The sequence below is a fragment of the Ferrimonas aestuarii genome, from assembly GCF_005116665.1.
Taxonomy (GTDB): domain Bacteria; phylum Pseudomonadota; class Gammaproteobacteria; order Enterobacterales; family Shewanellaceae; genus Ferrimonas; species Ferrimonas aestuarii.
Window position 1 is genome coordinate 312,135 of record NZ_SWCJ01000003.1, and the last position, 26,625, is coordinate 338,759.

Annotated in this window: 21 protein-coding genes; 11 read left to right on the top strand and 10 right to left on the bottom strand. The window is 52.8% G+C overall.

The genetic code is table 11. The annotated features are described in order from the left end of the window. Positions 1 to 68 precede the first annotated feature (68 nt). The 4 genes from FCL42_RS06330 to FCL42_RS06345 all read right to left on the bottom strand — a co-directional run bounded on the left by FCL42_RS06330 (position 69) and on the right by FCL42_RS06345 (position 6,603). On the bottom strand, positions 69 to 1,931 hold the full coding sequence (locus FCL42_RS06330) for a methyl-accepting chemotaxis protein (protein WP_169308308.1): 1,863 nt from the start codon (positions 1,929 to 1,931) through the stop codon (positions 69 to 71). A 412-nt stretch (positions 1,932 to 2,343) separates the two neighbouring features. Beyond that, the gene (locus tag FCL42_RS06335) at positions 2,344 to 3,084 is read right to left on the bottom strand and encodes a phosphoadenylyl-sulfate reductase (protein WP_136862549.1); all 741 of its coding nucleotides are present in this window, start codon (positions 3,082 to 3,084) and stop codon (positions 2,344 to 2,346) included. Beyond that, positions 3,077 to 4,810, bottom strand: a complete 1,734-nt coding sequence (gene cysI / locus FCL42_RS06340) for an assimilatory sulfite reductase (NADPH) hemoprotein subunit (RefSeq protein ID WP_136862550.1) — start codon at positions 4,808 to 4,810, stop codon at positions 3,077 to 3,079. The genes FCL42_RS06335 and cysI overlap by 8 nt, the downstream gene beginning before the upstream one ends. Next, positions 4,810 to 6,603, bottom strand: a complete 1,794-nt coding sequence (locus FCL42_RS06345; protein WP_136862551.1) for an assimilatory sulfite reductase (NADPH) flavoprotein subunit — start codon at positions 6,601 to 6,603, stop codon at positions 4,810 to 4,812. Before FCL42_RS06345 ends, cysI begins: the two co-directional genes overlap by 1 nt. A gap of 412 nt (positions 6,604 to 7,015) precedes the next feature. Here FCL42_RS06345 and FCL42_RS06350 point away from each other — a divergent pair, with 412 nt between their 5' ends. The 3 genes from FCL42_RS06350 to FCL42_RS06360 are packed head-to-tail and all read left to right on the top strand — an operon-like array spanning position 7,016 to position 9,849. Then, positions 7,016 to 8,185 (top strand): Re/Si-specific NAD(P)(+) transhydrogenase subunit alpha, encoded by a 1,170-nt coding sequence (locus FCL42_RS06350; protein WP_136862552.1) that lies wholly within the window; start codon positions 7,016 to 7,018, stop codon positions 8,183 to 8,185. Beyond that, a complete protein-coding gene (locus FCL42_RS06355; protein WP_136862553.1) occupies positions 8,185 to 8,463 on the top strand; it encodes an NAD(P) transhydrogenase subunit alpha in 279 nt (92 codons plus the stop codon). The genes FCL42_RS06350 and FCL42_RS06355 overlap by 1 nt, the downstream gene beginning before the upstream one ends. 6 nt (positions 8,464 to 8,469) lie before the next feature. Next, positions 8,470 to 9,849, top strand: coding sequence for an NAD(P)(+) transhydrogenase (Re/Si-specific) subunit beta (locus tag FCL42_RS06360; RefSeq protein ID WP_136862554.1), 1,380 nt, complete (start codon positions 8,470 to 8,472; stop codon positions 9,847 to 9,849). 177 nt (positions 9,850 to 10,026) lie between these two features. Here the strand turns inward: FCL42_RS06360 and FCL42_RS06365 are convergent, their stop codons facing one another. The 3 genes from FCL42_RS06365 to FCL42_RS06375 form a co-directional block, all read right to left on the bottom strand. Further along, positions 10,027 to 10,353, bottom strand: coding sequence for a hypothetical protein (locus FCL42_RS06365; protein ID WP_136862555.1), 327 nt, complete (start codon positions 10,351 to 10,353; stop codon positions 10,027 to 10,029). 11 nt (positions 10,354 to 10,364) lie between these two features. Next, positions 10,365 to 10,607: a hypothetical protein gene (locus tag FCL42_RS06370; protein ID WP_136862556.1), complete on the bottom strand. Its 243-nt coding sequence runs from the start codon at positions 10,605 to 10,607 to the stop codon at positions 10,365 to 10,367. A 216-nt stretch (positions 10,608 to 10,823) separates the two neighbouring features. Next, positions 10,824 to 11,615, bottom strand: coding sequence for a hypothetical protein (locus FCL42_RS06375; RefSeq protein WP_136862557.1), 792 nt, complete (start codon positions 11,613 to 11,615; stop codon positions 10,824 to 10,826). A gap of 108 nt (positions 11,616 to 11,723) precedes the next feature. On the opposite strand from FCL42_RS06375, the gene lpxL reads away from it, so the two are divergent. Then, entirely contained in the window at positions 11,724 to 12,650 is a 927-nt protein-coding gene (gene lpxL, locus FCL42_RS06380; protein ID WP_136862558.1) for an LpxL/LpxP family Kdo(2)-lipid IV(A) lauroyl/palmitoleoyl acyltransferase, read from the top strand. Positions 12,651 to 12,963: 313 nt separating this feature from the next. Here lpxL and FCL42_RS06385 read toward each other — a convergent pair whose 3' ends face one another. Both FCL42_RS06385 and glnE read right to left on the bottom strand, forming a co-directional pair. Then, positions 12,964 to 13,431, bottom strand: a complete 468-nt coding sequence (locus tag FCL42_RS06385; RefSeq protein WP_136862559.1) for a hotdog fold domain-containing protein — start codon at positions 13,429 to 13,431, stop codon at positions 12,964 to 12,966. Between the two features lie 46 nt (positions 13,432 to 13,477). Next, complete coding sequence (gene glnE / locus FCL42_RS06390) at positions 13,478 to 16,321, bottom strand: bifunctional [glutamate--ammonia ligase]-adenylyl-L-tyrosine phosphorylase/[glutamate--ammonia-ligase] adenylyltransferase (protein WP_136862560.1); 2,844 nt, start codon at positions 16,319 to 16,321, stop codon at positions 13,478 to 13,480. A gap of 138 nt (positions 16,322 to 16,459) precedes the next feature. On the opposite strand from glnE, the gene FCL42_RS06395 reads away from it, so the two are divergent. Together FCL42_RS06395 and FCL42_RS06400 are read left to right on the top strand one after the other, a co-directional pair. Further along, positions 16,460 to 17,356 (top strand): DUF350 domain-containing protein, encoded by an 897-nt coding sequence (locus FCL42_RS06395; RefSeq protein WP_136862561.1) that lies wholly within the window; start codon positions 16,460 to 16,462, stop codon positions 17,354 to 17,356. A gap of 13 nt (positions 17,357 to 17,369) precedes the next feature. After that, positions 17,370 to 18,176, top strand: a complete 807-nt coding sequence (locus FCL42_RS06400; protein ID WP_136862562.1) for a potassium channel family protein — start codon at positions 17,370 to 17,372, stop codon at positions 18,174 to 18,176. On the opposite strand, the gene FCL42_RS06405 is transcribed toward FCL42_RS06400, so the two are convergent. After that, a complete protein-coding gene (locus tag FCL42_RS06405; RefSeq protein ID WP_136862563.1) occupies positions 18,106 to 19,032 on the bottom strand; it encodes a CYTH domain-containing protein in 927 nt (308 codons plus the stop codon). The genes FCL42_RS06400 and FCL42_RS06405 overlap by 71 nt on opposite strands. Positions 19,033 to 19,268: 236 nt before the next feature. Here FCL42_RS06405 and FCL42_RS06410 point away from each other — a divergent pair, with 236 nt between their 5' ends. From FCL42_RS06410 to FCL42_RS06430, 5 genes are all read left to right on the top strand, one after another. Continuing rightward, positions 19,269 to 19,949: a TIGR00153 family protein gene (locus tag FCL42_RS06410; protein WP_136862564.1), complete on the top strand. Its 681-nt coding sequence runs from the start codon at positions 19,269 to 19,271 to the stop codon at positions 19,947 to 19,949. Between the two features lie 29 nt (positions 19,950 to 19,978). After that, complete coding sequence (locus tag FCL42_RS06415; protein WP_136862565.1) at positions 19,979 to 21,247, top strand: inorganic phosphate transporter; 1,269 nt, start codon at positions 19,979 to 19,981, stop codon at positions 21,245 to 21,247. 85 nt (positions 21,248 to 21,332) lie between these two features. After that, positions 21,333 to 21,962, top strand: a complete 630-nt coding sequence (locus FCL42_RS06420; RefSeq protein ID WP_136862566.1) for a TIGR04211 family SH3 domain-containing protein — start codon at positions 21,333 to 21,335, stop codon at positions 21,960 to 21,962. Positions 21,963 to 22,292: 330 nt separating this feature from the next. After that, a complete protein-coding gene (putA, locus tag FCL42_RS06425) occupies positions 22,293 to 25,463 on the top strand; it encodes a bifunctional proline dehydrogenase/L-glutamate gamma-semialdehyde dehydrogenase PutA (RefSeq protein WP_136862567.1) in 3,171 nt (1,056 codons plus the stop codon). Positions 25,464 to 25,625: 162 nt separating this feature from the next. Next, a complete protein-coding gene (locus tag FCL42_RS06430; RefSeq protein WP_136862568.1) occupies positions 25,626 to 26,624 on the top strand; it encodes a Fe(3+) ABC transporter substrate-binding protein in 999 nt (332 codons plus the stop codon). The last annotated feature ends 1 nt before the right edge of the window (position 26,625 follow it).

A 26,625-nucleotide genomic window follows, 5' to 3' on the forward strand; every position in this document is an offset into this window, starting at 1 on the left:
AGCACTTCAGAACAAACTAGAATCAAAAAAGGCTTCCCTAGGGAAGCCTTTTTCATGATTGCTCATGACTAGGTCTTAAACTTCGCCAATCGTTCGGTCAGTTGATCCGAGGTCTGATTCAGTTGAGTGGCCGTGCTGGCCACTTCACCGGTCAAGTTGGACAACGCCAAGGCATCGTCACGAATGCCAGTGGTGCTGATGCTCACCTCATTGGTGGTCGCTCGCTGCTCTTCCGCTGCAGCAGCAATCTGCTCCGCCATCGATAGGATTTCGGTCATTGAGCTGGTCACGGTTTCTAGACTCGCGGCCACTTCGTGGGTCTTAGTGACGCTGTCGTCCGCCATCGCTTGGCCCTGATTCATCACTGAAACCGCCGCGGCAGAGTTCTGCTGCAGAGTCTCAATCATCTGCTTAATCTCTTCCGCCGAGCCTTGAGTCTTCTGCGACAGCACTCGAACCTCATCGGCAACTACCGCAAAGCCCCTGCCCTGCTCACCGGCCCGTGCCGCCTCAATGGCTGCATTGAGCGCCAGCAAGTTGGTCTGTTCGGCGATGGTCTGGATGGTCGCCAAAATCGAATCGATCTCCTGCGCATTGCCTTCCAGCTTTGCGATAATGGCACTGGCTTCGGTTACCTGCTGTGCCAAATCAGAGATGGTGCGGTTGGATGAGTCCAACACCTCACGGCTTTGCTGACTGGCGTTGTTTGCGTGGTGAGCGGCTTCCGCCGTACCCGCCGCATGAGTCGCCACTTCGTTGGCGGTCATCGCCATCTCTTCCACCGCGGTTGCCACTTGATCCAGCTTATCTTGCTGCTGCTCAATGGCGGCAGACTGCTGTTCAACAATGGCGGTGTTTGAGCTGGATTGCTCGCCCATCTCTCGACCAACACTGCGGATCTCGGTAATCATCTCTGCCAACTGTTCAACAAACAGGTTCAAGCTGGAGGAGACGCCACCAAACTCATCTTCACGCTCGACTTTCAAGCGACGGGTCAGATCGCCGTCACCATGAGTCAACTCTTCCATGGCGCTTTGCAACTGAGTCAGCGGCAACAGCAGCTTGTTCAGCATGAAGGTCAAGGTCACCAAAATCACAATCAGACACACCGCCGTTGCCAACAGGATGTTACGTACTACCCCTTGCATCTGTTGCTGCGCTTGGCTCAAGTCCTGCATTACCAGCAGGCTCCACCCCAGCTCATCGATCTTTTTCAACGTTGCGCGCATCGGTTCACCGTGGCGGGTCAACTCAACACTGTGGCCTCGATTCAACGCATTCCAGTCGTCACTGGATAGAAGATTGGTAACCGGAGTCATGCGCTCGGAAACCACCCGGGAGGCAAAGACCTGATTGCTCTTATCCACAAGCAGCAGCTCTCCTTGCTCCTCAGGAATCAGATCCAGAACCTCACCAGACACGCGCTCTAGGCTGATGTCGCCACCAACCACACCGGAGCGCCCCCCCTTCAGCGGGGTTGCGATGGTAACAACGATCTCTTTGGTTACGGAATCTTGATATGGCGGAGTCGCCACAGTGCGACTCTCGTTGTTGGCCTGCTTAAACCACGCTTGATTGCTGATATCCAGCTGAGGCTCTGGATCCGATTTGTCCCAAGCGATCTGGTCGTTATCCGCATAGCCCACATAAACTAAGCCAAAGCCGTAGTTTTTAACGAGCGTTAATAACTCTTTATTTGCCGGCTGGTAACTAGACTCGCTGGCGATATTTTCCAGCAGCCTTCCATGATTACGAAACCAGTCGGTTAATAATTTTTCTGCACTGTCGGTAGAAACTTTCAGTGTATTGTTTAATCCCAATGTTTGCGCTTCTTGATATTGGGTTACACCAAAATAAGAGCCAACTAATGCTACGCCACAAACCGCTACCGCGACTAATGCCAGCAACTTACTTTTAAATGTTTTAAACACTCTAAGTTCCTCACCATGCAACTATCTGTAAAGCTATCGGAACATTGCTCTATGAACCTTGCGGGAAAGGTATCACAGGCCGGATGAAAAAGAAGTCAAAAGTGTGGTAGGTAGACGATGTTTGATGAATATTTAAACTGGGGCAGGATAAATAATTACAAGTGCGCAAACAATGAAAAACAATAAAACATTGAAGTTACACAGCGAGAGTTAATACTCAAAAAAGACAGGCTTATTTAATTTAATAATTAAGAAAAACTAACAACAAAAATTCTTCTTCACTTTATAATTTAGTGAATCTAAATTCCCAGAAATACGGTTATTCGAAAACACTTATTTTCACAATGAATAATTGAAGTTGTTAATAACCTAATACAATTCAGTTATTAACAACTTTATTTAGCTCTAATTACTAAATATCGTAATGCAAGCCACACTCACGCCTAAAGCCCGCAAACCGACTCTCCTCCTCAGTCATGCCCAGCTCCATGGGACGACTGGTGTGCACATCTCCCACCGAGGCGTACCCCTGATGCCACAATGGGTGGTATGGCAACTGATGCTGCTCTAGATACTCGTGCACATCTTTATTGGTCCACTCCAAAATTGGCAGCAACTTATAACGACCAGAGCGGATCTCAAGCAGGGGCAGGTTGGCACGTGACTGCGCCTGCTGGCTGCGCAGCCCCGCAAACCAAGTGCCCGCCTCAAGTTCTTCCATCGCCCGTTGCATCGGTTCGACTTTATTAAGGCGGTTGTACTTATCCAGACCGTCCTGCCCTTGCTCCCACAGCTTGCCAAAACGCGCTTCTTGCCATGCGGGGTTGAGCTCACTGCGGTAGACTTTTAGGTTCAATCCAAGGCGCTCAGTCAGCTCATCAATAAACCGATAGGTTTCTGGAAACAGATAACCGGTATCGGTCAAAACCACTGGAATGTCAGCCTTAGCCTGAGTTGTCAGGTGAAGCATCACAGAGGCTTGAATACCAAAGCTGGAGGACAGCAGATGGTTACCAGGCAACTCCTCTAGCGCCCAAGCAACTCGCTCTGCCGCCGTCATCGGCTTTAACAGCTCATTGAACTTTGCCAGTTCCTGTTGCTGCGCTTCACTGGGAAGTTTATCCAGCAGCGCCTGTAGTGATTGACTAGGCATAGAAATCGGTCCTCGATACTTTCACTTGTGCCACCACCTGGGTGCGAATCAAGAAATCACCAAAACATTCCTCACCCTGACGCCCTTGCGCCCAACGACCAATCAGCGGATCCAGCTCGGCCAAAATGGCATCTTCATCTAAGTTTTCTCGATACAACTTAGGGATCCGAGTGCCTTCTAGGTTGCCTCCTAGGTGCAGGTTGTACTTACCTGGGCCTTTGCCCACCAAGCCCACTTCCGCCAGCATGGCGCGACCACAGCCATTAGGACAACCAGTTACTCGGAAGATGATGGCATCATCGGCTAGATTGTGTTTCTCCAGCAGCCCTTCCAGTCGAGTAACAAACCTGGGAAGGAAACGCTCCGCCTCAGCCATCGCCAGTGGGCAAGTAGGTAGAGACACACACGCCATGGAGCTCTTGCGCTGATTTGAGACACCGTCGTCAAGCAAGCCATGCTGACGAGCCAGCTGTTCAATCTTCGCCTTGTCTTTAGCCGCGACCCCAGCGATCACCAAGTTTTGGTTGGCGGTCATGCGGAACTCGCCCTGGTGCACCTTAGCGATCTCAGCCATACCGGTTTTCAGCGGCTTACCGGGGAAGTCCAGCAGTCGACCGTTTTCAATGAACAGGGTCAGGTTGTGTTTGCCGTCGATGCCAGCAGTCCAGCCAAAGCCATCACCACGGTCGGTTAGGGTGTAAGGACGAGTTGCTTCAAAGCGGATTCCGGCGCGGCGCTCAACTTCCTGTTTGAACACGTCTAAGCCAACACGATCGAGGGTGTATTTGGTCTTGGCATTCTTGCGGTTAACACGGTTGCCCAGATCTCGTTGGGTGGTCACTACCGCCGCAGCAACGTCCAGCGTGTGCTCAATGGGGAAGTAACCAAACTCGTCGGCTTTTCTTGGGTAGGTAGACTCATCACCATGGGTCATCGCCAATCCACCACCAACCAACAGGTTAAAGCCCACCAGCTTACCGTTGTCGCTAATGGCGACAAAGTTCATGTCGTTAGCGTGCAGATCCACGTCATTGTGAGGCGGCACCACCACGGTGGTTTTAAACTTACGCGGCAGGTAAGTTTTCCCCAAAATCGGCTCATCCTCTTCGGTGGTCTCCACCTTTTCACCATCTAGCCAGACTTCCGCATACGCCTTGGTTCTTGGCAGCAGATGTTCTGAGATCTTTTTCGCCCATTCATAGGCTTCGCTGTGAAGCTCTGACTGCTCGGGGTTGGAGGTACAAAGTACGTTACGGTTCACGTCCCCAGCGGTGGCGATGGAATCGATGCCGATCTGATTCAAAGTTTGGTGCATCATCTTGATGTCACGCTTAAGCACGCCGTGAAACTGGAACGTCTGTCGGGTGGTCAAACGGATGCTGCCCATCATGGTGTGGTCATCGGCAAACTTGTCGATGGCCAGCCACTGAGTCGGAGTAATCACCCCACCAGGCATCCGCGCTCGCAACATCACGTTGTGCAGCGGCTCGAGCTTCTGCTCGACACGCTCATTACGAATATCACGGTCATCCTGCTGATACATGCCATGGAAGCGAATCAGCTGAAAGTTGTCGTTGGTAAAGCCGCCGGTCAGAGTATCTTTTAAATCTTCGGCGATGGTACCGCGAAGCAAGTTGCTCTGCCCTTTAATGCGCTCGTTGTCCGCCAGTTTGCCGTCGACAACCAAGGCGTTAAGCGCTTCCGGTAGTTGGTTTTTACTGGTCATTAGTACACATCCTTCTGGTAGCGCTTGTCGGCTTTTAACGAACTTAAATACTCTTTAGCTTGCTCTTGATTGCGATCGCTGTGCTCAGTGAGCACCTCAATAAGCGCTTTCTCAACATCGACCGCCATGCGGTTTGCATCACCACACAGATACAGGTGTGCACCGCGCTCAAGCCACTCCACAACTTCTCTCCCCTGCTCACGAATGCGATCCTGAACGTAGATCTTGTGAGCTTGGTCGCGAGAGAACGCCAAGTCGATGCGAGTCAACAAGCCGGATTTAACGTAGTTCTGCCACTCCACCTGATAGAGGAAGTCCTGAGTAAAGGTTGGGTTGCCGAAGAACAACCAGTTGTCGCCTTGGGCCTCCCGAGCTTCACGCTCTTGCATAAAGGCCCGAAATGGCGCAATGCCGGTGCCTGGACCAATCATAATCACCGGGGTGTTGTCATCCGCAGGCAGGCGGAAATTGTCGTTGGACTCAACGTACACGCTCACCCCGTCGCCCTGCTTCAGGCGCTTCGCCAGCGCCGCCGAAGCCAAACCTTGACGAAGCTGACCATCACGCTCCTCTTCCACCACGGCGACCGTGAGATGCACCTCTTCGTCCACTTCAGCTTGGCTGGAAGCGATGGAATATAAGCGAGGGGTAATCTTTCTTAAGCTGTCCACCAGCTCTTGAGCCGAGACTTTAGCCGGATAACGGCTGGCTAGGTCGATAAGCTGATGCCCGCCAATGAAGGCTTTAAGCTGGGCTTTATCTTCGGCAATCTCGGCCAGCTTGGCATCTCCGCTCCAGCTCGCCCATTGCTGCACTAAAGCAGGGTGAAGCAGAGTCAGCTCAAGTTGCTCCGTCAGCGCCTGTGACAGCGGCAACGACTGCTGCTTGATGGTGATCTCATCGGCAGGGTTCAGATCCATAGCCGCCAACAATGTAGAGACCAGCTCAGCATCATTGTGGACCCACACGCCCAATGCATCCCCTGGCTGATACTGAATACCGGAGTCATCTAGGCCCAGCTCAATGTGACGAATGTCTTTGATTGAATCACGACCGGTGATCTTTTGACTCAACAACAGCGGCGCTTCAAAGGGGTTAGCTCGGGTGTATTGAGATTCAGCCATCACTGCATTGGCCGTTGCGGTCAGCGGCGCTGGTGCCGCGACCTCGGCTTTTAGCGTTGGCAACAGCGCTTCGGTCCATTGCTCGGCGGCATCTTCAAAATCCACATCGCAATCAACGCGCGCAACCAGTGCACTGGCACCTAACTCAGCCAATCGGTCATCGATCTCCTTGCCAGTTTGGCAGAATTGATCGTAGCTGGAGTCTCCCAGCGCCAACACCGAATACTCAAGCTGATTGAGTTTTGGTGCTCGGCTAGAGAACAGGAATTTATGGAAACCGATGGCATCATCTGGCGGCTCACCCTCACCATGAGTGCTAACCACCACCACCAGTCGCTGCAGATCTTTAAGCTTTTTCGGCTTGAAATCGGCCATGGACACCAAGGTGACGCCATTGCCTTGCGCTTCCAACTTGGCGGCAACACCCTTTGCCACGCCACGGCTGTTGCCGGTTTGGCTGCCGTAAAGCACGGTAACCTCAGCACTGCTCGAGGCAGGTGCGGCAGTGACCGCCTGCGGTGCAGCGGTTGCTAAGTTTGCGGTGGCGGCTAGGTAACCACTGACCCAAGCCAACTGTGCTGGCGTCAAACTGCCCGCTAATTGTTGCAATGCTGCAATCTGCTGAGGCGATAAGCCACCGGCGCCCTGAGCTAACTCTTGTAAATGCATCCCGTGCAATCCCACTTATTATTGAATTGCCACAGAGTAGGTGAACCGCTTCTTTACAAAAAAGAATAAAAACACACTTTTTATTTCTTTTTCGAATATAAGCGCACTGAACAAAAACTATTCACATTTCACAAAAAATGCATTAAAACTAACAAGTGCAAAATAATTGATAAAAAATCAATGATCAGAAACGCGTGATCCAGTTAACAGCATTGGTTTGACCTCAGCACATTGGCTTCACAAAGTGATAGTCGTTGAAAGGATTCACCCTCTGCAACGATGCGTTAAGACGATTGCACTGTTCGAATAAATTGACTTCGTAAACCGATTTATTTAGTTCAAAATATTAAGAATTCTGGTTCGAATGACTGGAATTCATACCCGATAAACCCATCTGCTAGAGGATAGCGTTGTGAAGATCGCAGTGATCAAGGAGCAACTCCAAGGGGAAACCAGAGTCGCTCTGCTTCCCGCCAACGTTACCAAGCTCGTGAAAGCGGGCGCCACGGTAACCGTCGAAACTCAAGCTGGCTTTCAAGCCGGTTTTACCGATCAAGACTACCTCGATAGCGGAGCCACCATTGCCAATGACCGCCAGCAAACCCTTGCTGATGCTCAATTGGTTCTCACCCTGCATGCCAAGGGCGAACAGTTAACTCAACTGTTGGAGCAGTTAAGCGCAGGCCAGACCCTGATTGGAATGATGGATCCTCTAGGTAGCCCACAGGGCGCCCAACAGGCCGCTGAAAAAGGCATTAACGCCATTGCGCTTGAATTGGTCCCACGAATTACCCGAGCCCAGAGCATGGACGTGTTGTCGTCCAACGCCACCATCGCCGGCTATAAAGCGGTATTGCAAGCGGCGGATCTCACCCCGCGAATGATGCCGATGATGATGACCGCCGCCGGTACCCTAAAGCCAGCACGTACCTTCGTGATGGGAGCTGGGGTAGCGGGTCTGCAAGCCTGTGCCACTGCAAAACGTCTTGGCGCGGTCGTTGAGGCTTACGACATCCGCCCTGCGGCACGCGAGCAGATCATCTCCGTTGGTGCCCGTCCAGTTGAGCTGGACATCGAAGATGCCGAGACCGAATCCAAAGGCGGTTACGCCAAGGAGCAGTCTGCGGAGTTCATCGCCAAGCAGCAGCAAGCGATGGCCGACATTCTGGCTCAACAAGATATTGTCATTACCACCGCCGCCATTCCGGGCCGTAAAGCACCGATTCTGATCACCAAAGAGATGGTGGCTCAGATGAAACCGGGCTCGGTCATCGTCGATCTGGCTGCCGAAACCGGCGGCAACTGCGAACTGACCCAACTAGGGGAAGTGATCGAAGTGAATGGCGTGACGATCTCTGGTCCGAATAACATCGTTGCCACCACCGCAACCCACGGTAGCCAGATGTTTGGCACCAACTTGGAAAATCTCATCAAGCTGATGCTGGATGACGAAGCCAACCTTCAGTTCGATTTCGAAGACGAGATCGTTCGCGATACCGTGACCGCCTACAACGGCGACGTGGTTAACCCTCGAATCCGAGAACTGCTCGGCCTTGCTAACCCTGAACAGGAGGAGGCGTAATGGAAACCCTACTGCTGCTTTTGACTCTGTTTGTCATCGCCATTTTTCTCGGTGTTGAACTGATCACCAAGGTACCACCAACACTGCACACCCCGCTGATGTCTGGCTCCAACGCCATCTCAGGCATCACCTTGGTGGGCGCTCTGCTGTCTGCCGGTGCTGGCTCAGGCATCCTGGTGAATGTTTTAGGTTTTATCGCGGTTACCCTAGCAACCATCAACGTGATCGGTGGCTACATGGTGACTAACCGCATGCTCAGCATGTTTAAAAGGAAGTAAGTCGCCATGAGTTCTGCATTTATCTATCTTGCTTACCTAGTGGCGGCGGTCTGCTTCGTGCTGGGTATCAAAAACATGACCAAGCCACGTACTGCGGTACGAGGCAACCGGATCTCCTCCATCGGTATGTTGATTGCTGTGGTGGTGACCCTATTTGACCAACAGATCCTCAGCTACGAGTGGATCATCGCTGGTATGGTAACCGGTGGCGCCATCGGTGCCCTGTTTGCGACTCGAGTCCAGATGACCTCCATGCCACAGATGGTGGCAGCTCTGAACGGCTTCGGTGGCGGTGCGTCTCTGTTTGTGGCCTTGGCCAACTTCATGGATCCTGTCTCTGCAACCACCTTGGTGGCTCAGATCTCCGTGGGCATCACCATCCTCATCGGTGCGGTGACCCTCTCTGGCTCCTTCGTGGCCTTCGGTAAGCTGCAGGAGATCATCTCCGGCAACTCCATCGCCGTACCGGGCAATACCTTCATCAACGGTGCCTTGGTCGTGGTGGCCTTAGGTCTGGTGGGCTACTTGGTTGTTGCCCCTAGCCCAGAGCTGGTTTACGTGTTGATTGGCGTCGCGCTGATTCTTGGCCTGACGTTGGTTCTGCCGATTGGTGGTGCCGACATGCCTGTTGTTATCGCCCTGCTGAACTCCTACTCAGGTATTGCGGCGGCCACTGCAGGTTTCATCTCCAACAACACCGTTCTGATTGTTTCCGGTGCACTGGTTGGTGCCTCCGGTCTGATTCTGACCCAGATCATGTGTAAGGCGATGAACCGCAGCCTGACCAACGTACTGTTCGGTAAAATGGCGGAAGGTGGCGAAACCATCGATGCCGATGAGGTGTATCAGGGCAAAGTGAAGTCCTCCTCCCCAGAAGAGGTGGCCATGCTGCTGGAAACCGCCGAGCGCGTGGTGATTGTTCCGGGTTTTGGTTTGGCAATGGCGCAAGCTCAGCACGCGGTGCGTGAACTGGCGGACGTATTGGAAGCTCGAGGTACCGACGTACAGTACGCCATCCACCCAGTTGCAGGGCGCATGCCTGGCCATATGAACGTACTGCTGGCGGAAGCGGAAGTGCCTTACGAGAAACTGGTAGAGATGGACACCATCAACCCTCAGTTTGAGCAAACCGACGTCGCCATCGTCATTGGCGCCAACGACGTAACCAACCCGATGGCTCGTGAAGACAAAGGCAGCCCAATCTACGGCATGCCGATTCTAAATGTGGACAAGGCTCGCACCGTGGTAGTGGTTAAGCGCTCCCTAAGCCCAGGTTTCGCAGGATTGCCTAACCCACTGTTTGCCATGGACAACTCACTGATGTTGTTCGGTGACGGTAAGAAGGCCATTGTGGACCTGACTGCCAGCTTGAACGAAGCCGACTAAGTCAGCCTCCTGATTCATACGTAATAAAACAAAAGCGGAGTCCTGGAACTCCGCTTTTTATTGTTCAGCCTGATTGTGGGGGCTTGTACCAACCTGATTAAGTAAGTGGTCTGCCTAGTGCGACGAAGAAATCGGTACAATCAAGCAATAGTAATCAAGTATTTATTTAGGTTGGTACTAGGCGAGAGTTTCGATTTCTCGCTTTACCTGATTGGCAGGGTCGGTAACGATACGCTCTAGCACTTCGATGCGGCGACGGTCTTCCTGCAATTGCTGCGTTAACTCAGCCACCTGCTTTTCCAGCTCTGCGATACTACGCCCTTGCTGCTGAGTTTCTTCCCCGCCCATCTCTTGATTGGCTTTCTCCATCAAGGTTTTAAGGCTATTGAAATTGTCATCGTACAGGCGCTTTATTTTGGCTTTGTTGGCGTTTGAAACCACTAGGGAGATCACACCGTAAACCACCAGTAAGCCTAATACTCCCCAAATTACTCCTTGCTCCATCTTGGTTCTCCTTATCCTAATCTCGAGATCTCTTGCTGGGTTTCAAAGCCAGAGTCGGTAACGATGCGTTCGAGCACAGCAACTCGCTCCTCCAATCGTTGGCAATGCGCCTGAGTTTGAGACAGTTCCCCTTCAAGTCGACTAATTTCGCTTTGATGAACCTTGCTCTTATTGCGCATGATCATCTTTACGATGCTGGTTAAACACCCCATGACAATGGCAACGATGGCGATGATGCCGCCCATGCTCCACATAACCTTCTCCTTTTTATCCCCGTTTGTATGTCCCATTAGGGAACTGCGTAGTTCATAGCAGCTTGGTGAGTGTCAAAGTCAGTCAATGCCGTCCATGATTATAGTCCAAAAACTCACTACCCCGTCTGAACAGCAAAACCCATACCAATGACATAAGCAATTGAATTAAAACAATTTAAAAATCAAACGATGCTCACCAGCTTGGCATTCCAACCACTAGTTAGTCAATTCCGCCACTTTTAATTGCTGCGATAACAAGGACGCAGTGGCCGCAAACATCGCTTGCCAATGGCGGCGGGTTTCACGGGAGATGCTGCTGTGCTGTCCATAACTGCCCCCTTGGAACTGACGCTGAGCCAGCAGTCGAAAGTCCGCCAGTAAAGTCGTGTCTATCTGAGTCTCCAACAAGAAGTCGTTAAAGGGCTGTGTGGCAGATGCGCGTAGGCGTTCAGGTTGGCTGAGCCAAAAGTGCAGTCCAGGTACGCTCCAGTGCTGCCAATCTGGGGCCAACTGCATCACGTTCAAGTTTCGCAATTGATACAAACGCCAGGCCGGCTCTAAGCCCTGCTGCTCTCGGGCGATTCGCCACAACAGGTACAGATCGGCGATAAGTTCCTGCTCCCATCCTGCGACCCAATGCTTGGCCTCAAGGTGCGCTGGTGTGTCGAGTCGAAGCAGGTGCCCTTGCTCGTGAATCAGCGCACTTTCAACACTGTGCTGACTTGGCAGCTCCACCACTTTATGCTGCCAGATGACACTGTGATGCTGCTCAATGCGCTGGCGATCCGTCAACACCATGCCGGAGTCAGCAAATAGCAAGGCGACTGCCCCTTGCCCTTGCACTTGCTTAGCCAAGGTGTCTGGGAGTTGAAGCTTAGGCACCGCGAAAGCCGCGGCCAACTGCTGCTGCGTCTTCGCTGGCAGCTCGGATACGCAGCGCTCCAGGCCATCGATATCGCACCAAGGTGCCGTTAACGACAGGGCGGCAAGTAGGGGTAACAGCATCATTTTTCATGGTTATTGGTCGAATTTCAGAGTGTATCTTTTATGGCCGTGATTAACTAATCTTGGGTTTTCCGGTACACTTTCGGGCTTGGTTTTACAGGCAGCACCTTGATGATCACCTCAGCAAAATTCGATAACGCCTTTCTTCATCCTAGATTCTGGCCCATGTGGCTGGGTATCGTAGTGGTTCGTACTCTGGCTCTGTTACCGCTGTCAGCCCAGTGGCGCTTTGGTAGTGGCCTAGGACAACTGCTGAAGCGTTTTCTTAAAAAGCGAGCCCATGTGGCCCGCACCAACCTCAAATTGTGCTTCCCAGATAAGAGTGACGCAGAGATTGAAAAACTGCTGTCAGATAACTTTTCTGAAACCGGCATGGCACTGATGGATTGCGTTAACGCCTGGTGGTGGAGTGACAGCCGCATTCAACGGCAGATGACCATCAAGGGTCTGGAGCACATTGAACAAGCCAAGGCCGATGGCCAAGGGGTGATTCTATTTGCCGCCCACTGCCTGATGCTGGAAACCGGCGCTCGCGTCTTTGGCCAAGCCTGCCCCGGCGTGGGTGTGTATCGCCCACACAACAACAAATTTATGGAATACCTGCAGGTGAAAGGTCGCCTGCGCTCTAACAAAGGTCTTATCCCAAAACGTGAAGTGCGGCAGATGGTTAAGGCTCTGCGGGATGGGGAAGTACTGTGGTACACCGCCGATCAGGATGCCGGCCGCCGTGGCGCCGTATTCGCGCCGTTTTTCGCCGTTGACCAAGCAGTGACCGTTACCGGAGCCACCACGCTGGCCAAACTGGGGAAAGCCAAAGTGATGCCGTTCTTTGTGGAGCGAAACGCCGATCATTCAGGCTATACCATCGAGATCGGCGCGCCACTGGAAAACTTCCCTGGCGAATCCCCAGAAGCGGACGCCGTAGCAGGGAATAAAGTGGTAGAGCAGCTTATCTTGCGCCGCCCAGAGCAGTACATGTGGCTGCACCGCCGCTTTAAGACTCGGCCAAATAAGGACGACCCAAGTCTGTATAAATAATCCAACAGAAACAAAAAATCCGGCTCGATGGCCGGATTTTTATGTTATACCAATTACACTAATGGTCTGATCATTCAGCTGAAGTTAATCGGTTCTCAGGCAAGGCAGTAAAGCGAAGCTCTAGTGGCTCTAAAGTGAGATTTACTAACGCAGTATGAGGGCCGATTAAATCAGCCCTTCGGGAAGCCCTCACAAGCCCTGTCTCTACGTTAGCGTTGTTTGAAAGGTGCCTACATTCCTTCACAACCCTGCCTTGATTCAGAGCTTGTGAGGGCTTCTGAACTGCACAGAGCATTAATGTAATTGGTATTAATTACTTGGCAGGCTTTTCCGACACCCACAGCTTAATCACCCCTTTGACGACAACCACGTCGTTGTCGTCATAGGCAGTTACCGCGACATCTAGATCCCCAGGCTTCCAATCCTCAGGCTTGGTTTCCGCCACGCAGCGGATGTCACTGCCCGCCTTGGCGGTGTAATCCAAACTCATCCCTTTTGGAATCCAGCGCAGATGTTTTGGAATGGACACTTCCGCTACCATCCCCATGGCGATCTCCAAGCCATTGCAGATGGCGATGACGTGCATGGTGCCGATGTGATTCTCCACCTTGCGCTTCTTGGTGATCTTGATGCTGGCATGATGGGGCCGCAGATCCACCAGTTTGGCGGGAATAGTCTTAAAGTAAGGCGCCTTATTGGCGATGATCTTCACCATTAGCCAATCCGACATCGGCAGTTTTTTTACTTTGTTGTGAATCTTGAGCAGGTAATTATCAGACATAATGCATCCCTGTTAGTTTTTATACTGGTCTGACGAGTTAGCTCGATTATTCTCCTTTCCTGTGATCTTTGTCAAAAATTTGCTGCCACAACAGAGCGATGGACTCGCATGCTGGCGGCCTGTATTGGGCTTCAATCACAGTGGAACGGTCTGCCAAAACCAATCGATGACTGTTGTCTCGAATGTCGATGTAGGTGCTCACCAGCAGATCCGCCTGTTCTGCGGTCAGCAAACCAACTGCCAATAATTGCTCAATGATTCGAACGTTATCGGACCATTTCAGCAGCGCCGCATGTTGATGGCCATGAGCTAACACCAAGTACTGAGTAATAAACTCAATGTCGGTCATGCCACCATGGCCCTGCTTAAGATCAAACTGGGTGTCGCTGCTCTTATCTAGGTGATCGCGCATCTTCTGACGCATGTCGCTCACCTCTTGCTTAAGCGTGTCGGCCTGCCGCGGCTTTGCCAGCACCTCCCGTCGAATGCGGTTAAAGCGTTTCACCATCTCCGGCTCGCCATAAACCATCCGCGCTCTTGAGAGCGCCTGATGCTCCCAGGTCCAGGCCTCCCCTTGTTGGTACTCTTGGTAGCGGTCGATATGACTCACCAGCAGGCCTGAGGAGCCCGAAGGTCGCAGGCGCATGTCCACCTCATACAAGATTCCCGACAGGGTTCGAGTGGAGAACAGGTGCAACACTCGCTGGGCCAGCTTCAAATAAAAGTGACTGTTATCAATCGATTTATCACCATCGGTGACGCCAGAGTCGGCGCGGTGAAGGAACACTAAGTCCAGATCGCTGCCATAGCCCAACTCTAAGCCGCCAAGCTTGCCGTAGGCCACCACCGCAAACCCCATGTTTTCTGTCATGCCCGAGGGGCGGCCATGACGCAGAGTCAGTTGCTGCCACGCCAATGCCACCACCTGCTCGATGATCGCTTCCGCCAACCAACTGAGGTGATCGCTGACCTTCATCACCGGCAATACCCCAGTGACATCCGCCGCAGCGATGTGCAACTGGCTGATCTGCTTAAACTGACGCAGAGCCTCCATCTGCTGCTCCAGATCCTCCTCTGGAATACGCATCAGGAACTCCCGCAGGCCAGCGGCGTAACCATCCTCTGGCAACACTTGATACAGCTGCATGGGGTCGATGAGCTCATCCAACAAGATCGGGTACTGGGCCAACTGTTGGGCAATCCAAGGACTGGCCGCACACAGGCGCACCAACTGTTGCCGCGCCGCGGGGTTCTCTTGCAGCAGCTCAAGGTAAGTGGTGCGAGTCAAAATGGTGGCCACCACAGACGCCACACGCTCGAACACCAGTTTGGCATTTCTTTGCCCCGCTAACTCTTGCAGCAGCCGAGGCATCAGCTTATCCAAGGTATCCCGACCTCGAGGGCCAATGCTGCGGCGGCCAAACTCGTTTTTGAGGTGGGAGATGGGCTCCGCCAACTCGGTTGATAACCCTTGAGCCTTAAGGATGCTCTCCATCTCCGGCATCGGGTGCTGCCACAAGGCTGGCAACTCGCCTAAATCTTGGTCTTCCTCCTCCGCCGTGCCAATGGTGTTCTTAAACACCTCATGGATGCCGTCCATGTAACTGGTCAGGGTCTTGCTCAGCTCGTCAAAATGGCTAAAGCCCATCATCAGTGCCAGTCGAGCTTGATCCTCAGAGCCATCCGGCAGCGTTTGCGTCTGTTGATCGTTTAAGGCCTGCAGCAGATTTTCCAGCCGGCGCAGGAAGCGGTATCCCTCTAACAGTGAGTGATGCTCTCGGCCAGTAAAATGGTTGCTGCGCTTAAGCTCCGCCAGCACTGGCATCAACGATTGACGGCGAATTGCAGGATGGCGACCACCGCGAATCAGCTGATGGGTTTGCACCACAAACTCCACCTCGCGAATGCCACCTCGGCCCAATTTGATGTTGTTGGATAGCGCCCGGCGACGCAGCTGAGATTCAATCAGCCCTTTCATCCGTCGCAGCGCATCGATGGCTGAAAAATCCAGATAACGACGGTAGATGAAAGGACGCAACAATTGATAGAGGGCATCATCATAATCGCTGCGGCCCATCAGCCGCGCTTTGACCATGGCATAGCGCTCCCACTCGCGCCCCTGCTCCTGATAATAGTCCTCCATGGAATCGAAACTCACCGCCAAAGGCCCCGCCTCACCAAAGGGGCGCAGGCGCATGTCCACCCGATAGCAAAAGCCGTTGGCGTCCACGTCAGCCAGCAGACCAATCAGCTTCTGCCCTAGGCGGATGAAGTACTGCTGGTTATCAAGCTGTCTGTCGCCGTCGGTGTACCCATGCTCAGGATAGGTAAAGATAAGGTCGATATCAGAGGAGAAGTTAAGCTCGCCGCCCCCAAGCTTACCCATGCCCAAAATCAATAGCGGTTGTTCGACGCCCTCTTTATTTCTAGGCAGACCATATTTGGGGGCTAAGAAATCTCGCAGCCACTGGCGGCATGCCACGATCATCGCTTCTGCCAAATTCGACAGGTGTGCCAAGCTCTCCTCGAGAGGCGCTTTGCCGAGAATGTCTCTGGCGGCGATCACCCACATCTGTTGATGGCGAAACTGGCGCAGCACTCGCTTAGCATCCAATTCGGTATCGCACTCACTAAGAAGCTGTTGCAGCGTCTGTTGATAAGCGGGATGGCGAAGGTGTTGCTCCAGTTGTTCCAGCACCTGTGCTAGCCAGTTTGCATCCCACTTGAGCCGATGGCCAATAAAATCGGAACACCCCAAAAGCAGTAACAACTGTTGCTGCTGGGTATCGGTAAGGGGATAGGGTTCAGAATCCATCCTTTGCTGCAATAACTCGGTTGCTCGCAAGCCCAAGCTGGCCGGAAGGTTGTCGAACGCGAACGGCAGGCTCATAATAACTTCCTGTGAAATCGAATTTTTCTTCGAACACTTTATACCAAGCAGACAAAATAGTTGATGATTATTCCCTCGTTAAAACCGGCGGATAATCGACGTGAATGGTGTAATAGAACCTAAAAAGGACTGCAGACCATGACCCTGACTCAATGGTGGCAAACCGATGGCATTTTGCTGTTGCTGCAGATCGGCATCAGTCTGCTGCTGTTTCCGCTGCTGAGATTCAGCCAAGGTTGGTGGGACGGCGTAAGCAGTCACGAGGAGTTGGCCGAGCGCGACAACCTCGCCTTTGGCATCAGCACCGCCGCCGCTTTCATCGCCATGGCGATCATGCTAAGCGGCGTTTTGAACAACCCAATGCCCATCGGTTACCTAGACATGAGCCTCACCCTCGTGGCGTTTGGCGTGCTCGGAATTTTGCTGATGCGCTTATCCTCATTTTGCATCGATCGGTTTGCACTGCCACGCATCGACAAGCGCGAGCTCATCTTAAAAGGCAATGTGGCCATGGCCAGTCTTGATGCCACGGCGCTCATCAGTGCCGCCCTAGTTATCCGCAGCTTGTTCGATTTTGTTGGCGTGCGCCCCTCCATTGCAGCCATCATCAGCGCCCTACTTATCTATTTCACCAGCCTACTGCTACTAACCCTCATCAGTCTTCTGTTGCAATATCGCCACAATCGGCGCCACTTTGGCCCTTTCCAACAGGCGATTCAGCAAGATCATCGCTCGGTGGCCATTGCGCATTGTGGTCCGCTACTGGCTTGCGCCATGGTGTTAGCAAGCGCCACCTTACAACTGGATTTAGGCAGCCAAAGGCCGTTACAAGACCTGTGGCACTGGCTGATGGTCAGTGGCGTCAGCTTATCCATTTTGCTGTTATGGCGGCGTCTACTCACCACCTGGGTGATGATGAAGATCAACCCGGGTAAAGAGATCGCCCTGCAGGATAACGGCGGCATCGCGGCCCTTGCTTCCGCCCAATGGTTAGCGGTAGCTTGGCTACTCAATGTGATTTTAAGTTCGTTATGACAAAAGGTTCGATATGACAAAAGAGACCTTTAGCCCCAGGGAATTGGGGATGATGCTGCTGTCGGTACTGTCGGTGATTGTGGTGTTGATGATCGCTTTCTATGACGATGGCCGGGAGCACATGCAGTTGCTGATGCACATTGACCTGATGATCTGCATTATCTTTATCAGCAACTTTTTCTACGGACTATGGCGCTCTGACAACCGCGCCCACTACTTCAAAGAACATTGGATCGATCTGGTGGCCTCCATCCCTGCCATCGAGCAACTTCGTTACGCCCGCATCTTTCAAGTGCTAAGAGTCATTCGACTGGCAAGGATGACCCGCTCTTTTTGGGGCGAGTTCTTAAAGCACAAACGAGAAACCACCGTCACCAGCCTACTGGTGGGGTTAGTGACCGTGCTGACTTTCGCCTCGGTGCTGATTTTATTGGTGGAAGAAGGTGCCCCAGGTGCCAACATCACCACCGCCGATGAAGCCATTTGGTGGGCCATTGTGACTATCTCTACCGTAGGCTACGGCGATTTCTACCCAGTCACCTCCATGGGGCGCATCATTGGCGCCATCGTCATCATCTCCGGGGTTAGCTTCTTCGGTATTGTTGCCGGTTACCTCGCTTCGGTGTTTGTGTCTCCCGAAGAGGAGGAAAAATTAAGCAGTCAGGAGTTGGAACTCAACAAACGCTCCGACGAACTGGAGCGCAAATTAGCCAACCTCGAGCAGCAGAATCAACAGATTCTGGCTGAACTTAAACGCCTGTCTGAGCGTTCATCACCAGCGCCAACAGAGTCAACTGGATCTGACCGTAACTCGGTTTAGCCAACAATTGGCTAAGCCTGTTTTGTGGGGATTTCGCGTCCATCAGTGCTTGCCCCATGGAGGCCAACCGTATCGCCTCTGTGGGGTGAGATGACATCAGCAGCTGAGACAGGCCACTAAACTGGGTCACCAACGCATCTCGAGCCTGAATTTCAAACTCCTCAGCAGCACTGAGCAAAACCCCTTCATTGGTTTGCCAAGCCACCAGCCCTTGTTCCAGAGCCTCTGGGGGTAACGTCACCAACTGAGGCTCTGGCTGAAGCCCCGCCAATCGATATCCTCTAGCGGCTTTACTCGCTTGGCCCAAGCGCAAACAGTGGCGCTGACCAAGGGATTGGGCCAATTTGAGCGCCTGAACAATGTCGCCGCGAATCAGTTCCAGTTCCAGCTCATCAATGGCCACAGTGCGCCCCTTAGCTTTAATCAGGCCGCTGTCTAGGGCGACTTCAAGCTCAGTGCCATCGCCTAGAACCAGCTCAATGGCATGACGCTCAAAATCGGTGGCAAACTGCTCGGCCAGTTGCCGCTGCAGGCCATCAAGCTCATCGCCAAACAGCGCTGAAGGAAATGCGCTCAAATCAGGAAGCGGACCGTGAACCTCCCGGTTGTATTCGGGTCTGGAATGAAGTCCGAGCTGTGATTGACCCGCGGTTTTCAGAGTCTGTTCCCGAAACTCCCCCTTCTGACGTATCCTTAACCCCATCTGTTTGGCTCTGAGTGCCAAGTGAGGTGTGTCAAAATATTGATTGGTTAAAAATTGGGTGTGTTCCGCGCGAACCTTAGCCAAAGACTTGAGGTCATCGGCCAGTGCCTTATGGTCCACATCGGTAAGAAGAAGCTTTAATTCGATTTCCATAACCAGTTAAAATTATTGAAATATTCATGATGAAGTCAACAAAGTGTCACATTGTAATATAAGTGTCACATTACTAACTTAGGATTCGCCCGTCCCTGAAATATTAGTGGTTTGAACGGTTTTTGATGGCCAAAGAAACACTCGGGGGCGATTAAATGCTGTTGCTTATATTGGTGCATAGGGTAACATGCGCCGCGCCAATGCTAATGAGCTCATACCAGAAGGTTATTTTGGCTATGCCAGTGAACTCAATTTTAGGTGTCTTTGCAAAGTCACCAATTAAGCCGCTTCAAGAGCACATGTTGAAAGTGCATGAAGCCTCCAAAAAACTGATTCCGTTTATGGAAGCAGTTATCGATCAACAGTGGGAAGATGCCCGCGCACAACAGGCGAAAATCAGTCGTCTGGAGCGTGAAGCAGATGCCCTTAAGCGGGAGATCCGTCTGACCCTGCCTGGTGGTTTGTTTATGCCGGTTGAACGTACCGACATGCTCGAACTGCTGACTCAGCAGGATAAGATCGCCAACAAGGCCAAAGACATTGCCGGCCGTATTGTTGGACGTGAGATGGCAATGCCTGCGGAACTACAGGAAGATTTTAAAGCCTATCTACAACGCTGCGTTGACGCAGTATCTCAAGCCGCCAAGGCAATCGATGAACTGGATGACCTCCTAGAAACCGGCTTCCGTGGCCGCGAGGTAAATCTGGTTGAAGAGATGATTCAGCAACTGGACCGCATTGAAGACGATACCGACCATATGCAGATCATTCTGCGCCGTCGTCTGTTCAGCATTGAGAAAGACCTCAATCCTGTTGATGTGATGTTCCTGTACAAAATTCTTGAGTGGGCCGGTGATTTGGCTGACCAGGCCGAGCGTGTTGGCTCGCGTCTGGAGTTGATGCTCGCTCGCGCGTAAGCGAAAAAAACAAAATTTAAGGTTTTACCATGGTTGAAGTACTGGTGAATTACGGTCACTGGCTAATTCTAGTGGCAGCAGTATTTGGTTTTCTTATGGCTTATGGTATTGGTGCGAACGACGTCGCCAATGCCATGGGAACCTCAGTAGGTTCAGGCGCCCTAACCATCAAACAAGCGATCATCATCGCGATGATCTTCGAGTTTGCGGGAGCCTACTTGGCTGGGGGTGAGGTAACCTCCACCATTCGTAAAGGCATTATCGATTCCGCCTTCTTTGTCGACACACCAGAACTTCTGGTTTACGGCATGATCTCCGCCCTATTGGCCGCCGGCGTGTGGTTGGTTGTGGCATCGATCCTTGGCTGGCCCGTGTCTACCACTCACTCCATCATTGGTGCCATCATCGGCTTCGCCTCCGTTGGCGTTGGTGCTGACGCCGTTAACTGGGGCAAAGTGGCTGGCATCGTTGGCTCATGGGTGGTCACCCCTGCCATTGCTGGTTTTATCGCTTACCTGATCTTCCAAAGTGCTCAGAAGCTTATCTTTAACACCGACGACCCACTGAAAAGCGCTAAGCGCTGGGTGCCAATGTACATGGCGCTAGCTGGCTTAGTTATCGCGTTGGTGACCATCAAGAAAGGCCTGAAGCACGTTGGTCTGCACTTCAGCAACGTTGAGTCTTGGATGCTGGCTATCTTGGTCGCTCTGATCGTTGCCGCAATCGGTAAGTACTTCATCACCCGTTTGAAGTTTGATCCTAGCGCCAATCGCGATACCCACTTCGCTAACGTTGAAAAAGTGTTCGCTATCCTGATGGTGGTTACCGCCTGTGGCATGGCATTCGCACACGGTTCTAACGACGTAGCTAACGCCATTGGTCCTCTGGCTGCGGTAGTGTCTATCGTTGAAGCTCAAGGTGAGATTCTGTCTAAGTCTGCACTGGCTTGGTGGATCCTGCCTCTGGGTGGCGTGGGCATCGTAATCGGTCTGGCAACTCTGGGCAGCCGTGTTATTACCACCATCGGTAAGAACATCACCCACCTGACCCCTAGCCGTGGCTTCGCTGCCGAGCTGGCTGCAGCCTCTACCGTGGTTATTGCCTCCGGTACTGGCCTGCCAATCTCCACCACGCAAACTCTGGTTGGCGCGGTATTGGGCGTGGGCATGGCTCGCGGCATTGCGGCACTAAACTTGGGCGTGGTTCGCAACATCGTAGTGTCCTGGGTAATCACCCTGCCTGCCGGTGCTGGCCTGTCCATCATAATTTTCTACCTGATCCGCTCCATTATGGCGTAGAATCGGGAAGCAAATAATCACCCGCGGTTCCAAACGGGACCGCGGGTTTTTTATTTGTTGCCAAAATCAGAAGAGACTCAATACTATGCGCAAAATAATCGCCGCCGTAGTAGCCGCATTGAGCGTACTGCTATCCGCGAACCTTTCGGCGGAAACCCGCTACAGCATCGCCGACGACATCTACATCTATCTTCATTCCGGTCCGGGTACGGAGTTTCGAATTCTGGGCTCCATCAGCGCCGGTTTGGAAGTAACTCCAACAGGCAACTCTCAAGGTGACTATGTCGAGATCACCGACACCAAAGAGCGCACCGGCTGGATCAAACGCTCACAGTTGAGCGAGACCGAGAGTTTCCGAGTAGCCCTGCCACGCCTCAATCAAGAGGTATCTGAGCTAACCACCCAGCTTGATGACGCCAAGACCACCAACGACAGCCTGAATCTACAGGTTCAGCAGTTACAACAGGAGTTGGATGGCATCTACGATAAACACCAGCAAGAGATGGTTCAGCTTAAGCAACAGTTGAAAACAACTCAGGCCGACAACGACCGTCTCATCACCGAAAACGGTGAGATGCAAAAGCAAGAGATGTGGCAGTGGCTTAAGCAGGGCGGCATCATCGCTCTGGTCGGTGTCATTCTTGGCTTGATTGTGGCCTACCTGCCTCGGCCAACCCGCAAAGCCAAACACCACGGCGGTTGGGTGTCTCGCTAATCCAGCCCCGAACACCGAAAGTGGTCGCAGCCAAACTGGTTTTGCGGCCACTTTTCGTTTTAGAACTGCGAGCAACTGCAGTTTAAAACCCTCAATCCCAAGTTACATTTATTTAACACAAGCCTTTGTTTTTATAAATAAATGAAAGCAAATCAACATCAAAGCCAATCACAGCATGACGTTTGAATTTTCCTATCGAATATTCCATAACCAAAAGCTGTTTTAGCTCACATTTTGCAGGTATACTGTGGCCGCCGTCGGCGGGATTGTATACAAAAATAGCGCAATGCTGACAATCCGTGCCGCCCCATGGAATTAGAGGGACACGCGATGTTTAAAGCAAGCCAAGTACTGGCTAATGGAGTACCAACCGATCTCGCCAGCCTGAAACAGGCGATCAGCATCAACCATGGTGTGGATGAGGCGAGCTACCTTGAAGAATTGATGCCGCTGGTTCCGCAAGAATCCGCCACCATCGACCGCATTACCCAAAGCGCCCATAACCTAGTTACCGACGTGCGTAGCGTCGAAAAGAAAGGCCTTATGGTCGGCATTGACGCCTTCCTGCAGGAGTACAGCTTGGATACCCAAGAGGGGATCATCCTGATGTGCTTAGCGGAAGCCTTGCTGCGCATTCCTGATGCCGCCACCGCCGATGCGCTGATTGAAGATAAGCTCTCTGGCGCCGACTGGGGCAAACACCTGAAAGGCTCAGATTCAGTGTTGGTGAACGCCTCCACTTGGGGTCTGATGTTAACAGGTAAGGTGGTGAAGCTGGATCGCACCGTCGATGGCAACCCCAACCACCTCCTGGCACGCTTAGTAAACCGTGTTGGCGAACCGATCATCCGTAAAGCCATGTACGCCGCCATGAAGATCATGGGCAAGCAGTTCGTCCTCGGACGCAACATGGATGAAGCCCTGAAAAACTCCGAAGCCAATCGAGGCGTTGGTTACACCCACTCCTACGATATGCTAGGCGAAGGTGCACTGACTCAAGCAGACGCCGAGCGCCACTATCAAGAGTACCGCGAAGCCATTGAAGCGCTGGGCAAGCAACGCTACCCAGATAATGGCGCTCCCCTGCCGAGCATCTCGGTAAAACTGTCTGCCATTCATCCTAAGTACGACGCCGCTAATGCCGAGCGAGTGCTGGACGAGCTGTACGGCACCATGGTTAAGCTGATTACCCTCGGCCGTTCACTGAACGTAGGCATCACTCTGGATGCTGAGGAAGCCGATCGCCTTGAGTTGTACATGGACCTGTACGAGAAGCTCTATCGCAGCGATGCCGCCAAGGGCTGGGGCAACTTCGGCGTGGTGGTACAGGCCTATGCCAAAACCGCTTTGCCGGTTCTGTGCTGGTACAACTCGCTGGCGAAAGAACAGGGTGACCTTATTCCTATCCGCTTGGTTAAAGGCGCTTATTGGGACTCTGAGATCAAGCACTGCCAACAGCTAGGCACCAACAACTACCCGGTGTATACCCGCAAGGCCTCCACCGATGTGTCCTATCTGGCCTGTGCCCGCTACCTGCTGTCCAAACTGTGCCAGGGCAATATCTACCCTCAGTTTGCTAGCCACAATGCCCATACCGTTGCTTGCATTCTGGACATGGCCGACGGTGCTGAGTTTGAGTTCCAGCGCCTCCACGGCATGGGGCAAGAGCTGTACGATCCAGTGATCCGCAAGCACCACCCACGGGTGCGCATCTACGCACCAGTCGGAGCCCATGAAGACTTGCTGCCCTACCTGGTGCGTCGCCTACTGGAAAATGGCGCCAACACCTCGTTCGTGCACAAACTGGTGGATCCCAACACCCCAATCGACACGCTGATCAGCCACCCGCTGAACACACTGAGCGCCTGTGACACGCTGCATAACAATAAGATCGTGCTGCCTGAAGCCATCTTCGGGAGCGAACGACCCAATTCAAAAGGACTGAATATGAACATTGCCGCCGAATCCCGTCCGTTCTTCGCCGAACTCGACAGCTTCAAAGAGACCCAGTGGCAAGCTGCGCCTCTGGTTGATGGCAGCCCAATCCTGTGTGGCGATGAGATGCCAGTGATGAGCCCGCAAAAACTAGACAGCCAAGTGGGTAAAGTGCACTTTGCCGACGCGGCCACCATCGAGAAAGCCTTAGTCAGTGCCAATGCCGCCTTTGATGGCTGGAATCGCACCGACGTAGAGGTTCGAGCTCAGGCGATTGAAAAACTGGCAGATCTGATGGAAACCCATCGCGCCGAGCTGATTGCCCTGTGTACTCGTGAAGCGGGCAAAACCCTGCAAGATGGCATCGATGAAGTGCGTGAAGCGGTGGATTTCTGCCGTTACTACGCCGTTCGTGCCCGCAAGATGCAAGGTGAACCAACGACGTTGCCCGGTCCAACCGGTGAGCTTAACGAGCTGTTTGTTATCGGCCGTGGCACCTTCCTATGTGTTAGCCCATGGAACTTCCCACTGGCCATCTTCCTAGGCCAAGTTGTGGCCGCGCTGGTCACCGGCAACACCGTAATTGCCAAACCGGCTGAGCAAACCAGTCTGGTGGCCTACCGCGCCACTCAACTGGCTCACGAAGCGGGCGTACCAACTTCCGTATTGCAGCTGCTTCCAGGTACTGGCGCTCTGGTTGGTGGCACCTTGACCGCCGATGACCGCATCGCTGGCGTCTGCTTTACCGGCTCTACCGGCACCGCCAAAGTGATCAACCGCTCCTTGGCTGGGCGTGACGGCGCCATTGTGCCACTGATTGCCGAAACCGGTGGTCAAAACGCCATGATCGTTGACTCCACCTCTCTGCCTGAGCAAGTGGTAACCGACGTAGTGCAATCCGCCTTCGCCAGCGCTGGACAGCGCTGCTCGGCCCTGCGAGTACTGTATATTCAGGATGAAATCGCCGATAAGGTGATCACCCTGCTTAAAGGTGCCATGGACGAACTGCACGTGGGTAACCCGGCACTGCACAAAACCGACCTGGGGCCGGTGATTGATAAGACGGCTCAAGAAAACCTCAACGCCCACATCCAGCGCATCAGCAAAGAAGGAAAGCTTATCCATCAAGCGGCGCTGTCTGATGAGTGCGGCAATGGCAACTTTGTCCAACCCACGGCCATCGAGATTCAGCACATTGACCAGTTGGAAAAAGAGCACTTCGGCCCAATTCTGCACGTGATTCGCTTTAAAGCGGCCAACTTGGAGCAGGTGGTTAACGAGATCAACTCCACCGGCTTTGGCCTCACCTTAGGCATTCATAGCCGCAATGAAGGCCACGCCGAAAAGATTGCCGACAAGGTCAACGTGGGCAACGCCTACATCAACCGTAACCAGATTGGTGCGGTAGTTGGCGTACAGCCATTCGGTGGCCAAGGCCTATCTGGTACCGGTCCAAAAGCCGGTGGCCCTCACTACCTGACCCGCTTCGTGACAGAGAAGACCCGCACCAACAACGTCACTGCCATCGGGGGGAACGCCACCCTGCTGTCCCTAGGCGACGGTTAATCTCAAAAGTTCGCTTTTAAGCAGGATGAAGCCCAGACTTAGGTCTGGGCTTTTTTCTTCCAATTCAGACACAAATCGAATATCGGAAATCATTGCACAGTTCATATCCGCCACTTACCATACCTAATGAGTAAATGGTTCTCATTGCGATAAGGAGCTCGCATGCGTTTTCTAGCTTTACCCTTTCTACTGCTGTTCAGTTCTCTGGCGGCCGCTGCCGAGCCAGTAACGGTGTACTCCTACCGACAGGAGTTTCTGATTAAACCCTTGCTCGATACTTTCACCAAGCAAACCGGCTTGGAGACGCAAGTGGTATTCGCCAAAAAAGGCTTAGAGGAACGCCTAAAGCGGGAAGGCAAACTCACCCCAGCGGACGTGGTACTCACCACCGATCTGTCTCGCCTCACCACCTTAGTCGACATGGGGCTGACCCAAGCGGTTAACAGTGACGTTCTTTCCAACAACCTGCCTGACGCCTATCGAGATCCCCAAGGCCACTGGTTTGCCCTCACCACACGAGTACGGAACATCTACACCTCGAAAGCGCGTGTCGGCAAGGTGGAGATCGATTATGAGGATTTAGCCAGCCCAGAGCTGCCAGGCACAATCTGCATGCGCAGTGGCAAGCACCCTTACAACATCGCCTTGGTGGCTTCGATAATCGCTCACCATGGCGAAGCTCAAACCAAAGAGTGGCTGACGGGCGTCAAAGCCAACTTAGCACGCAAGCCGCAAGGCAATGATCGCGCTCAGGTCAAAGCGGTGTCTGAAGGGCTGTGCGACTACGCCATCGGCAACAGCTACTACTTCGGCAAGATGCTCAAAGATAAAAACCAGAAGGCGTGGGCCGATGCGGTCTTCATCAACTTCCCAAATCAGAACAACCGCGGTGCCCACGTCAACGTGTCTGGTGCAGTCATGACCAAGTACGCCAAAAATCCAGAAGGTGCCAAGCAGTTACTTGAATTCTTGTCCGGTGAACTGGCACAGCAGCAGTATGCTGAGGTCAATATGGAGTATCCGGTCAACCCGAAAGTCGCCCCCTCTGAGCTGGTGGCTTCTTGGGGTCAGTTTAAGGCCGACGCCATTCCTGTGTACCAATTGGCACAGCACTACCGCAGTGCCGTGTCTCTGCTGGATGAGGTCAAATTTGATCTCTGAA